Annotated in this window: 13 protein-coding genes; 5 read left to right on the top strand and 8 right to left on the bottom strand. The window is 71.7% G+C overall.

Annotated elements, in window-relative coordinates; all coding sequences use genetic code 11:
* The coding region (locus LQV45_RS10640) for a uracil-DNA glycosylase (RefSeq protein ID WP_230006988.1) at positions 1–580 on the top strand (580 nt) is incomplete at its 5' end.
* 51 nt (positions 581–631) lie between these two features.
* Positions 632–1,243 (top strand): GNAT family N-acetyltransferase, encoded by a 612-nt coding sequence (locus LQV45_RS10645; protein ID WP_138173297.1) that lies wholly within the window; start codon positions 632–634, stop codon positions 1,241–1,243.
* Positions 1,244–1,329: 86 nt separating this feature from the next.
* Here LQV45_RS10645 and LQV45_RS10650 read toward each other — a convergent pair whose 3' ends face one another.
* The 8 genes from LQV45_RS10650 to LQV45_RS10685 all read right to left on the bottom strand — a co-directional run bounded on the left by LQV45_RS10650 (position 1,330) and on the right by LQV45_RS10685 (position 9,146).
* Entirely contained in the window at positions 1,330–1,650 is a 321-nt protein-coding gene (locus LQV45_RS10650) for a protealysin inhibitor emfourin (RefSeq protein ID WP_230006989.1), read from the bottom strand.
* Positions 1,637–2,695: a M4 family metallopeptidase gene (locus LQV45_RS10655; RefSeq protein WP_230006990.1), complete on the bottom strand. Its 1,059-nt coding sequence runs from the start codon at positions 2,693–2,695 to the stop codon at positions 1,637–1,639. The genes LQV45_RS10650 and LQV45_RS10655 overlap by 14 nt, the downstream gene beginning before the upstream one ends.
* A 469-nt stretch (positions 2,696–3,164) precedes the next feature.
* Positions 3,165–3,956: an ABC transporter ATP-binding protein gene (locus tag LQV45_RS10660; protein WP_230006991.1), complete on the bottom strand. Its 792-nt coding sequence runs from the start codon at positions 3,954–3,956 to the stop codon at positions 3,165–3,167.
* A complete protein-coding gene (locus LQV45_RS10665) occupies positions 3,953–4,771 on the bottom strand; it encodes an ABC transporter ATP-binding protein (protein WP_230006992.1) in 819 nt (272 codons plus the stop codon). Before LQV45_RS10665 ends, LQV45_RS10660 begins: the two co-directional genes overlap by 4 nt.
* Positions 4,768–5,637 (bottom strand): ABC transporter permease, encoded by an 870-nt coding sequence (locus LQV45_RS10670; protein WP_230006993.1) that lies wholly within the window; start codon positions 5,635–5,637, stop codon positions 4,768–4,770. Before LQV45_RS10670 ends, LQV45_RS10665 begins: the two co-directional genes overlap by 4 nt.
* Positions 5,634–6,584 (bottom strand): ABC transporter permease, encoded by a 951-nt coding sequence (locus LQV45_RS10675; RefSeq protein ID WP_230006994.1) that lies wholly within the window; start codon positions 6,582–6,584, stop codon positions 5,634–5,636. The genes LQV45_RS10670 and LQV45_RS10675 overlap by 4 nt, the downstream gene beginning before the upstream one ends.
* Positions 6,581–8,092 (bottom strand): ABC transporter substrate-binding protein, encoded by a 1,512-nt coding sequence (locus LQV45_RS10680; protein ID WP_230006995.1) that lies wholly within the window; start codon positions 8,090–8,092, stop codon positions 6,581–6,583. Before LQV45_RS10680 ends, LQV45_RS10675 begins: the two co-directional genes overlap by 4 nt.
* Positions 8,093–8,228: 136 nt before the next feature.
* Complete coding sequence (locus LQV45_RS10685; RefSeq protein WP_230006996.1) at positions 8,229–9,146, bottom strand: alpha/beta fold hydrolase; 918 nt, start codon at positions 9,144–9,146, stop codon at positions 8,229–8,231.
* 208 nt (positions 9,147–9,354) lie between these two features.
* Between LQV45_RS10685 and LQV45_RS10690 the strand changes: the two genes are divergently transcribed.
* The 3 genes from LQV45_RS10690 to LQV45_RS10700 form a co-directional block, all read left to right on the top strand.
* Entirely contained in the window at positions 9,355–9,843 is a 489-nt protein-coding gene (locus LQV45_RS10690; RefSeq protein WP_230006999.1) for a carboxymuconolactone decarboxylase family protein, read from the top strand.
* Positions 9,840–10,550, top strand: a complete 711-nt coding sequence (locus LQV45_RS10695; RefSeq protein WP_230006997.1) for a tyrosine-protein phosphatase — start codon at positions 9,840–9,842, stop codon at positions 10,548–10,550. Before LQV45_RS10690 ends, LQV45_RS10695 begins: the two co-directional genes overlap by 4 nt.
* Positions 10,551–10,631: 81 nt before the next feature.
* A partial coding sequence (locus tag LQV45_RS10700) for an SIP domain-containing protein (RefSeq protein ID WP_230006998.1) occupies positions 10,632–10,880 on the top strand: 249 nt, incomplete at its 3' end.

Below are 10,880 nucleotides of genomic sequence, written 5' to 3' on the forward strand. Positions count from 1 at the left end.
GCTCCGCACCGAGGGGACCCCGTACCTTCCCGCGGGCGACCTGGTGCTGCGGGCGTTCCGCACCCCGATCGACGCGGTGCGCGTGCTCATCGTGGGGCAGGACCCGTACCCCACCCCGGGCCACCCGATCGGCCTGTCGTTCGCCGTCGACCCGCACGTGCGACCGCTGCCGCGCAGCTTGTCGAACATCTACCGTGAGCTGTCGGACGACCTCGGCATCGCGCCCGCGCCGCACGGCGACCTCTCGGCCTGGGGAGAGCAGGGCGTCATGCTGCTCAACAGGGTCCTGACCGTCGCGCCCGGTGCCCCCGCGTCGCACCGCGGCTGGGGGTGGGAGCGCGTCACCGAGCACGCGATCCACTGCCTCGTCGCCCGGGACGCGCCGCTCGTGGCGGTGCTGTGGGGGCGGGATGCCGCGAACCTCACGCCCCTGCTCGGCGACACCGCGATCGTGGCATCCGCTCATCCCTCGCCGCTGTCGGCCAGCCGGGGCTTCTTCAGCTCGCGCCCGTTCTCTCGCGTCAACGCGCTGCTCGAGGAGCAGGGCGCGGCTCCCGTGGACTGGCGTCTGCCCGCCTGAGCGGCTCGGCGGTCATCCGCCCGAAACCCGCCGCCCCGTAAAGTGGCGTGCGTGTTGGAAGAGGAGTACGAGAAGACCCGGCGCCGGCTCCCCGCGCACCTGCGGCGGGCGCCCGAGCCGGAGCGGCCGTTCGCGTACGAGATCCGCCGCGTGACCGAGGCGGACATCCCCGACATCCGCGAGATCTACAACTACTACGTGCGCAACTCCGTGGTCACCTTCGACGAGAAGGCCTGGTCGATCGCGAAGTGGCGCGAGAAGTTCACGACGCTCCACAAGCTGGACCTGCCGTTCCTCGTCGCGCAATCGCCGAGCGGGCAGATCCTCGGCTACGCCCTCGTGCAGCCGTGGCAGTCGAAGTCGGCGTACCGGTACACCGTCGAGAACTCGATCTACCTGGGGCAGGCCGCCGCGGGCAAGGGTCTCGGGCGCGCGCTCCTCGAAGCGCTCATCGACGCGTGCGCCGAGAAGGGCATCCGCGAGATGGTCGCGGCCATCAGCGACAAGGGGGCGGACGCCTCGATCGCCCTGCACGAGAAACTCGGTTTCGTCGAGGTCGGCCGCATGGGCCGGGTCGGCTTCAAGTTCGGCCGCTGGCTCGGAGTGGTCTATCTGCAGAAGAGCATCCCCTCGAAGAAGAAGCGCCGGAAGCTCTTCGGCTGAGGCCGGTGTCACCCACGCACAGCGGGGACCGGAGTCACCCACGCGCGGCTGAGGCCGGAGTCACCCACGCACAGCGGGGACCGGAGTCACCCACGCGCGGCGGGAGCCGCCTGACGCACCTCGTCGACGAGCGTCCGCCACGGCCCCGCGATCTGCCCGTCGCCCAAGCGCGCCTGGTGGACGGTGGAGTCGCCGCGTTGCACCTCGATGCGCCACTGGTAGCGGTCAGCCCCCGACGCGGGCGGGGGAGGCGCGTCCCACGGGCACCTCTCCACGAGCTCCCACCACCGCGGGCGGCTGTCGGGGTCGGGTTCGGCGCGCCAGCGTTTCGACAGGCCCGCGATGCCGCCGGAGCGCACGACGATCACGACGAAACTCGCGTCGTCGGGGCCGTCAGGTCGTGGCATCCTCTTCGACGCCCACTCCCGCCCACGCGGCTCGGACGGCGTCGACCTCCTCCGACTCCTCACCGTACTCCGCTGCCGCGGTCGCTCGCGTGGCCGCGGCGAAGGCGGCGAAGTCAGCGGTGAGCGGCAGCGTTCCCGACGTGAGGGTGCGGTACCAGATGAGCCCCGCGCGCTCCCACGCGAAGCCGCCCAGGCGGGTGGCCAGCAGGAAGAAGGCCCGGTTCGGGATGCCCGAATTGATGTGTACGCCGCCGTTGTCGTCGTCGGTCTCGACGTAGTCACGCAGGTGCCCGGGCTGGGGGTCCGCGCCGAGCACGTCGTCGTCGTAGGCGGTGCCCGGTGCCGACATCGAGCGCAGCGCCACGCCCTGGACGGCGTCGGCGAAGATCCCCGCCCCGACGAGCCACGACGCCTCGTCGGCGCGCTGACCCCGCGCGTGCTGCTCGGCGAGCACACCGAAGACGTCCGAGAGCGATTCGTTCAGCGCCCCCGACTGCCCCTGGTATTCCAGGCCCCCGGCGGCCTCGGTGACGCCGTGCCCGAGCTCGTGCGCGATGACGCTGAGAGACCGGGTGAACCCGACGAACACCTCGCCGTCGCCGTCACCGAAGACCATGCGCTCGCCGTTCCAGAAGGCGTTGTCGTAGTCGTCGCCGAAGTGGACGGTGGCCGACAGTGAGCCACCCGCGCCGTCGATGGCGTTGCGCGCGAAGGCGTCCCAGAAGAAGTCGAACGTCGCGCCGAGTCCGTCATAGGCCTCGTCGACCGAGCGGTCACCGGTCGGCGCGTCGTCTTCGGTCCGCACCCGTCGACCGGGCAGGCGCTCGTCGTTACCGGCGTCGGAGATCACGCGGTCGGGGGCGGGCGCGGTTTCGGCGACGAGCGCTCCGCCGTCGATCGACAGTCGCAGGCGCGTGCGTGTCGAGCGCTCGGGGCGGGGGATCGCGAGGGTCTTCCGCGCGGCGGCGGCGGCGCGCGCGAGGCGGGGATCGTCGGTGGAAGCGAGCCGATCGAGCAGGAACGGGGGAACGATGCCGGGGGTCATGGGCCGAGGCTAGCGCCGGCCGCCGACATCGCGGCATCCCTTGCACCCGGGACAGGGGATGCCGCGAAAACAGGGCGATCCTGCCGGGATCGGCCTGTTTTGGGTGCCCAGCCTGTTCTGGTGACGGCCTGAGGTGGGGGTGCGGCGTTGGGGCCGCGGCGTCGGGGTTGGGCTGCGGCGTCCGGGCCGTGGCACCCGTTGCATCGAGAACAGGGGATGCCGCGAAAACAGGGTGATTCTGCCGGGATCGGCCTGTTCTCGCCGCGCAGCCTGTTCTGGTGACTGCCCGAGGTTCGGGCCGCGGCGCCGAGGTTCGGGCCGCGGCGTCGGGGGTCGGCCGCGGCCTGGGGTAGACCGCGGCGTCCGGAACGCGGCATCCGCGCGGTGAGAACAGGGGATGCCGCGGAAACAGGGCGATTCGGCCGGGATCGGCCTGTTCTCGCTGCGCGGCCTGTTTTCGTGACGGTGCTCAGGCGGGGAGCGTCGGAACCGAGGCCAACAGCTGCCGCGTGTACGCCGCTTGCGGCTGCAGCAGGACCTTCTCGGTGGGGCCCTGTTCGACGATCCGGCCGTCCTTCATCACCACGACCTGGTCGCACACGTTCTGCACGACGCCGATGTCGTGCGAGACGAGCACGAGCGTCATGTGTTCCTCCGCCCGCAGCTGAGCGATCAGCCGCAGGATCTGCGCCCGCACCGTCACGTCGAGCGCCGACAGCGGTTCGTCACCGACGAGGATGCGGGGACGGTGCACGATGGCGCGGGCCAGGGCGATGCGCTGGCGCTGGCCGCCCGAGAACTCGTGCGGGAAGCGCTCCGCCGCGTCGGGCTCGAGGCCGACCTGCGCCAGCACCTCGCGGACGCGGGTGCGACGGTCGCCGTCGATGCCGAGGGCCCACAGGGGTTCGCCGACGATGCGTCCGACGCTCATGCGCGGGTCCAGCGAGGCGTACGGGTCCTGGAACACAATGCCCGTGGCCCGTCGCAGCCAGTGCAGCGACCGCGCGGAGCCGCCCGCGTCGACCGCGCGCCCCTCGACCTCGACCGTTCCGGACGTGGGCGCGTCGAGTCCGAGCAGCAGACGCACGAGGGTGGACTTGCCCGACCCGGACTCGCCGATGATCCCCACCGCCGACCCGGCGCGCACCGAGAGGTCGACGTCGAGCAGTCCCGCGGTGCGTTCGGCGCGGCCGAGGCCCCGGGTGCGGGGCGTGAGGTAGGTGCGTGAGAGTCCGCGCGCGTGCAGGATCGTGTCGCTCATCCGCTCTCCCGTTCGGTTTCGGGTCGGCCCCGATCGATCTCCGGATGCCACACGGTCGCGGTCGCATCGCGCAGCAGGGCCTGCGTCACCGGTGACGCCGGAGCGCGCAGCAGATCGGCGACCGCGCCCTGCTCCACGACACGGCCGCGCTCCAGGACGACGGCGTGCGTGGCGACCTGCGCGAGCACGGCGAGGTCGTGCGTGATGAAGACGAGCGACATCCCGGCATCCTGGGCCAGGGAGCGCAAGAGCGACAGGATGCCGGCCTGGATCGTCACGTCGAGGGCGGTCGTCGGTTCGTCGGCGATGAGCAGGCGCGGACGGCACGCGAGGGCCATCGCGATGGCCACGCGCTGGCGCTGGCCGCCGGAGAGCTGGTGCGGGTAGCGCGAGACGATCCGCTCGGGATCGGGCAGTGCCACCCGGGCCGCCTCGGCGACGGCCCGCCGCAGCGCGTCCCGTCGCGAGACGCCCTCGTGGATGCGGACGGACTCGCCGATCTGGCGCCCCACGGTGCGGATGGGGTTGAGGGCCGTCCGCGGCTCCTGGAACACGATGCCGATGTCGTCGCCGCGGAGCCGGGCGAGCTCGCGGTCGGGCAGGCCGAGGATCTCGCGGCCGTTCCAGCGGATGCTGCCCGAGGCGGTCGCGGCATCCGGGAGCAGACCCAGCACCGCCAGGGCCGTGAGGGACTTGCCCGAGCCCGACTCGCCGATGAGTCCGACCCGCGCGCCGTCGGGCACCGCGAAGCTCACGCCGTCGACGACCGTGCGGCCGCCGATCTCGATGCGCAGTCCCTCGACCTCGAGACTCATGACACCACCCCCGGGACGTGCGTGCGGGCCTGCGGGGTGCGTTCGGAGAGCGTCGGGTCGGCGGCATCGCGGAGCGCGTCGCCGAGCAGGTTCAGCCCGAGCACCGTCACCGTGATCGCCAGGCCCGGCCACACCACCGCGAGCGGGTGGACGGAGATGTACGCCTGCAGATCGCTCAGCAGCACGCCCCACGACGGCTGCGTGATCGGGGCGCCGAAGCCGAGGTACGACAGCCCCGCCTCGGCCAGGACGGCCACGGCCATGCCCCACGACAACTGCACGATGAAGACGGGGGCGACGTTGGGGAGCAGGTGACGCACGAGATTCTGCAGGGGTGTCAGGCCGCTCGCGCGACCGGCCAGGACGAAGTCGCTGTGCAGCACCCGCCGCAGCTCGGGTCGGGTGACGCGGGCGATGTTCACGCCGAAGCCGATCCCGACCGACCAGATGACGACGCCGAGGGAGCCGCCCCACACCGCGGTGATCATCATCGCGATGATGAGCACCGGGAAGGCGACCAGGATGTCGACGAGCACCGCCACGCTCTCGCGCACCCACCGCGCGGTGAGCGCTCCGAGAGCGGCGAGGGCGATCCCGAGCAGCGAAGCGACGACCCCGGCGCCCACCGCGACGACCACGGTCGTGCGCGCTCCCGCCATGATCAGGCTCAGGATGTCACGGCCGTTCCCGTCGGTGCCCAGCAGGTGCGGCCACGACGGGTCGGCCCAGCGCGCTCGCGCGTCGACGCTCGCGGGATCGAACGGCGTCCACACCAGCGACACGAGCGCGGTGAGCGCGATGGCGGCGACGACCAGGATGCCGAAGCGCCCGGTGCTGATGCTCCAGAGCCGGCGCAGCGTCCTCATGAGGCCTCCCTCTGCCGCGGGTCGATGAGGCGGTGCACGAGGTCGACGAGGAAGCCGATGACGAGCACGAACGCCGTGAGAGCGAGCAGTTCGCCCTGCACCTTGGGGAGGTCGCGGGCGGCGACGTCGGCGACGAGCATCCGTCCCACACCCGGAAGCGTGAACAACTGCTCGATCACGACCGCGCCCACGATGATCCCGGCGATCTGCAGGCCCAGCACCGTCACCACCGAGAGGCCCACGTTGGGCAGGCCGTGGCGCAGCAGCGCGCGCGTGCGGGTCAGGCCCTTGGCGGCGGCGGTGCGGACGTAGTCCTGGCCCATCGCCTGGAGCGTCGCGCTGCGGACGAATCGCAGCAGCATCGCACCCTCGACGACACCGATCGTGACCGCGGGCAGCACGAGCGCGCGGAACGCCGCGGCCGGGTCGCCCCAGCCCGCGCGCGGGAAGCCCTGCGGGGGGAGCCATCCGAGCCACACGGCGAAGACGACCACGAGCATCATTCCCGCCCACACCACGGGGACGGCCGCGAGGGCCTGCGAGCCGACGCTGAGGGCGGTGCCGTCGGGACGCCCGCGACGCACGGCCGACAGCACCCCGAACGGCAGCCCCACGGCGAGGGCGACGGTCATCGACAGGGCCGCGAGCGGCGCGGTGACCTGCGCCTTGTCGAGCAGCTCGGCGGTCACCGAGGCTCCCGTGACGAGGGACGAGCCCAGATCGCCGCGGAGGACGCCCGCGATCCAGTCGAGGTACTGCTGCCACAGCGGTTGCGTGAGCCCGAGGCTCTCGCGCAGCGCGTCGACCTGCTCGGGCGTGGCTTGAGCGCCCGCGATGAGGAGCGCGACGTCGCCGGGAAGGACCCGCAGCGACAGGAAGATCAGCGCACTGGACACGGCCAGGCCCAGGACGAGCAGGCCCAGCCGTGTCAGCGCGTACCGGATCACTCCGACGAGACCGTCACACCCGCGAGGGGCAGGCGCACGTTGAGGGAGTTCTTCGGGAAGTTCGCCACGTTCGTCGCGACCGCGGTGAGCGGCGTCGAGAGGAACAGCCAGTCGGCGGCATCCTCGTCCGAGACGATCCGGGCGGCCTCGCTCAGCAGGTCCGCCGAGGTCTGCTCGTCGGTCGTCGCCAGTGCCTGGGCGTAGAGGCTCTGCACCTGCGGGTTGTCGTAGCCGAAGTAGTACGACGGGTCGGCCCAGTTGCCGAAGTCGCGCGCCTCGACGTGCCGCACGAAGCTCAGGTCGTAGTCGTGGTTGGTGTAGACGTTCTGCAACCACGTGCCGAAGTCGACCGACTGCACCTGGAGCGTCACGCCGATATCGGCGAACGATGAGACCAGGAACGTCGCGATCGAGGTCGGGTAGACGCTCGGGATCGTGAGCGTGAGGTTCAGGTTCTCGGCCCCGGCTTCGGCGAGCAGCTCGCGCGCGCGGTCGGGGTTGTACGAGATGCTGCCCGAGAGGTCTTCGTATCCGGGGTCGAGCGGCGGGATCGGGCCGAAGAGGGTCTGGCCGGCGCCGAGGGTATCGATGAGCGCCTGGTGGTCGATCGCCAGTCGCAGGGCTTCGCGGACGCGCTGGTCGTTCAGGGGCGCGCGGGCGTTGTTGAAGGCCAGCGTGCCCTTGTCGGTGGTCAGCCCCGACTCGATCTGGAAGTTGCCGGTGCCGTCGAGCTGACCCTGGAGCTCGGGATCGATCTCGAGGGCGACGTCGACGTCTCCGCTGACGGCCGCGTTGATCGCGGCGCTCTGGTCGGGGATGTAGTCGAGCACGACTTCGGCCACGCCCGCCTTGTCGCCCCAGTAGGCGTCGTTGCGGGTGAGGGTCAGGCTCTGTCCGGTGTTCCACGACGACACGGTGAAGGGGCCGGTGCCGTTCGTGGCGGTCGAGAAGTTCGTGGCGTCGTTGTTCTTGAAGATCAGGCCGGCGCGACCCGTGAGGGAGAACAGGAAGTCCATGTTCGGCTGCGCGAGGGTGATCACGACCGACGTGGGGTCGAGCGACGCGATGGATGCCACCCCGGCGAGGTCGGCGCTGTTCTGGATCGTCGCGTCGTCCTTCGCGGTCTGCAGCGACGAGACGACGTCGTCGGCGGTCAGCGCGCTGCCGTCGTGGAACGTCACGCCCGGACGCAGCGTGAAGGAGTACGTCAGTCCGTCGGGGGAGACGGTCCACTCGGTCGCCAGGGCGGGGACGATCGCGTTGTCGTCGTCGCCGTTGCGCGTCACCAGCCCCTGGTAGACGTTGTCGACGAGAGCCTGCTCCAGGGCGGCACCGCTGGTGCGGCGGATGTCGAGGTTGGACGGCTCCAGCGACAGGCGCACGGTGAGCGTGGCGTTCGGATCGGGTGCCCCCGTCGCGGCAGGCGGGGTCGACGTGCCGGTGCACGCGGTGAACAGGAGGGCTCCGATCAGGAGCGCGCTCGTGGCAAGGGCGGGGCGGCGCAGCATTGCGGGATCATCCTTTCGCAGGCCGACGGCATCCGGGTGTGCTGTGGTGCCGTGGTGTGGGGTGAGGACAGCCTACTTTCACCCGTTCGAGGCCGCCGCCGTGTGTGACACTGCGGGACGGGCCCTCTCGAGGTCCTCACTCCCGTTCGAGCAACTCCCGCACCGACGCGGCGAGGCCGGCCGGGTCCTCCTCCTGCACGTTGTGCCCGGTCGGCACGACACGCACCTCGGCATCCGGTGCCCGGCGCACGAGCTCCTCCGCGTCGGACGCCGTGACGAAACCGTGATCTCCGTGGATGAGGGTGAGCGGTGCCCGCACGCCGGCGAGGTCGTCCCAGCCCGTGGACGCCAGCACCGCACGCACGGCATCCGGGGTCGTCGTGTCGGTGTCCGAAGCCGCCGCGGCGGCGGCGAGGTGGGCGAAATGGTGCTTCCACTCCACACGGCCGTCCGGGCGCACGCGGGTGTTGAGGAAGACTCCTCGTTCGGCGGCCTCGCGCGTCCCGCCCAGTCCGAACGCCAGTGCCTTCTCGACGAGCTCGTCGCGCGACGCCCAGTCGGTGGGCCCGGCGAAGAACGCCCGCAGCTGCGCCGGGCCGGCGCTCGGGTCGATGCCGGGGGTGATGTCCACGATCACGAGCCGCGCGACGAGGTCGGGACGGGATGCCGCGAGCGCGGCCGCCGTGAGCCCGCCCAGCGAGTGGCCCACGACGACCTGCGGCCGGTCGGTCCACGCGTCCAGAGCCGCCGCGATGTCGGGGGCGAGAACGCGCGCGACGTAGGCGGCATCCTCGCGCCACGACGAATCGCCGTGTCCGGCGAGATCGAGCGCGAGCGCCGGGACGCCCAGGTGCAGCAGCGTGGTGTCCCACGTGTGGGCGTTCAGTCCGGCACCGTGCAGGAACGTCGCCCGCGGGGGAGCCTCGCCCCACCGCAACCCGCTCAGCGTGCGCCCGTCCGAGAGCGTCAGCTCGACGCGCGCGACGGTCGGGAGCGCGGTGCCGGCGCCGCCGGCCTGCGCGGGGAGGAAGGAGAACTCGTCGGTCTCGGGCATGCTGCCAGCCTGTCACCGCGCCTCCGCGGTCGCCAGCTCGCTCGATGCCCGGCGACACGTGGCACCAGAACAGGCGGTGTGCCCAGGACAGGCCCATTCGCGCGGCTTCGCCCTGTTCCGGGTGCATCGCCTGTTCTCGACACGGATGCCGTGGGGAGAGTACGCCGGCCCCGGCGCGGTGTCCGAGGTGCGCCGTAGGCTGTGGGCCATGGGCGAGGAACGACGCGTGCACCTGTCGAAGAAGGCTCCCGAGGCGTACGCCGCGCTACGAGCCTTCTCCCAGACCGTCGGGGGCATCGCCGCCGCCGCGGGAATCGATGCGCGCCTGCGCGAGATCGTGCAGATCCACGTGTCGCAGCTGAACGGGTGCGCCTACTGCGTCCGTGTGCACGTGGATGCCGCGGTCCGGGCGGGCCTCGACGCCGATGTCATCGCGCAGATCGCGACCTGGCGCGAGTCGGGGGTGTTCGACGAGCGCGAGCGCGCCGCCCTCGAACTCGCCGAGTCCTTCACGTTCATCCATGACGAGGGCATCCCCGACGCGGTGTACGACCGGGCGGGCGGCATCCTCAGTGAAGAGGAATACGTCGCCCTGAGCTGGGTGCTCGTGTCGATCAACGCCTTCAACCGCGTCGCGATCGCGGGCCGCTACCCGGTGCCGCCGCGCGCCCCGCACGACCACGGGGGTGCGGCGTGAGCACGCTCGTCTCGGGCGCGACGAACTTCCGCGACGTCGGGGGACTGTCGGCGGGCTCGGGGCGCACGCGCTCGGGTGTGCTCTTCCGTTCCGGCAACCTGCGGCACGTCGACGACGAGGGTCTCGAGGCCCTCCGCGCGCTGGGACTCCGGCGCATCGTCGACCTCCGCGACGACGACGAAGTGCGCCACGCGCCGAGCCGTCTCACGGGACTCGACGTCGACGTGCAGCGCCTGCCGCTGTTCCTCGGGTCGGTCGAGTCGTTCTTCGAACGCGACATCAGCCTCGGTGAGCTGTACGACGAGTTGATCTCCGACTCGCCCACGCGGATCGTCGCCGCGGTGCGCGCGATCGCGGGAGCGCAACCCGTGCTCATCCACTGCACCGTCGGCAAGGACCGCACCGGCGTCACCGTCGCGATCGCGCTCGCCGCGGCCGGTGTGGACCGCGACGCCGTGGTCGCGGACTACGCGCGCACCGAGTCCCTGCTCCCCGCCGAACGCAATCGCCTGATCGTGTCCGGCATCCGCGCCCTGCACCCCGAGAACCGGCACGCCGAAGAACTGGCGACTCGCTCTCCCGCGCCGGTCATGCGCGCGCTCCTGGAACGTCTGGATGCCGAGCACGGCTCGCCCGCCGGATTCCTGCGGGCTCACGGGGTGACCGACGACGAACTCGCCGGCCTGCGGGACGCTCTCGTGGAGTGACGCGACCGGTTCCGCGGCCACCGCTTCACGGCGGCAACACAGGTTAGGCAACCCTTCATCGCAGGTATAGTGGATGCCATCATGTCCGTCTCTGCCGAGCACAACGACGCCGCCTGCCGATCGTCGCGCCACACCCGTGTGCAGCACCTCATCACGGCCGACGAGAACTCTCTCGCCGAGATGGAGGCGCTGCTGTCGACGCTGCCGATCTGCGCGACCGGTCGCATCTTCGTCGAGGTGCCCGACGAGACCTGGATCGCCGCGATCGCGGCACCCGCGCGCATGACGGTCACGTGGCTCGACCGCTCGCGTCGCGGCGGCGCCCCCGGT

The organism is Microbacterium sp. Bi128 (genome assembly GCF_918698205.1).

What these genes read in the sequence shown, in the direction of transcription:
- LQV45_RS10650 (WP_230006989.1), bottom strand. Translation starts at nt 1,650, where the DNA reads ATGCCACGACCTGACGGCCCCGACGACGCGAGTTTCGTCGTGATCGTC.
- LQV45_RS10655 (WP_230006990.1), bottom strand. Translation starts at nt 2,695, where the DNA reads ATGACCCCCGGCATCGTTCCCCCGTTCCTGCTCGATCGGCTCGCTTCC.
- LQV45_RS10660 (WP_230006991.1), bottom strand. Translation starts at nt 3,956, where the DNA reads ATGAGCGACACGATCCTGCACGCGCGCGGACTCTCACGCACCTACCTC.
- LQV45_RS10665 (WP_230006992.1), bottom strand. Translation starts at nt 4,771, where the DNA reads ATGAGTCTCGAGGTCGAGGGACTGCGCATCGAGATCGGCGGCCGCACG.
- LQV45_RS10670 (WP_230006993.1), bottom strand. Translation starts at nt 5,637, where the DNA reads ATGAGGACGCTGCGCCGGCTCTGGAGCATCAGCACCGGGCGCTTCGGC.
- LQV45_RS10680 (WP_230006995.1), bottom strand. Translation starts at nt 8,092, where the DNA reads ATGCTGCGCCGCCCCGCCCTTGCCACGAGCGCGCTCCTGATCGGAGCC.
- LQV45_RS10685 (WP_230006996.1), bottom strand. Translation starts at nt 9,146, where the DNA reads ATGCCCGAGACCGACGAGTTCTCCTTCCTCCCCGCGCAGGCCGGCGGC.
- LQV45_RS10690 (WP_230006999.1), top strand. Translation starts at nt 9,355, where the DNA reads ATGGGCGAGGAACGACGCGTGCACCTGTCGAAGAAGGCTCCCGAGGCG.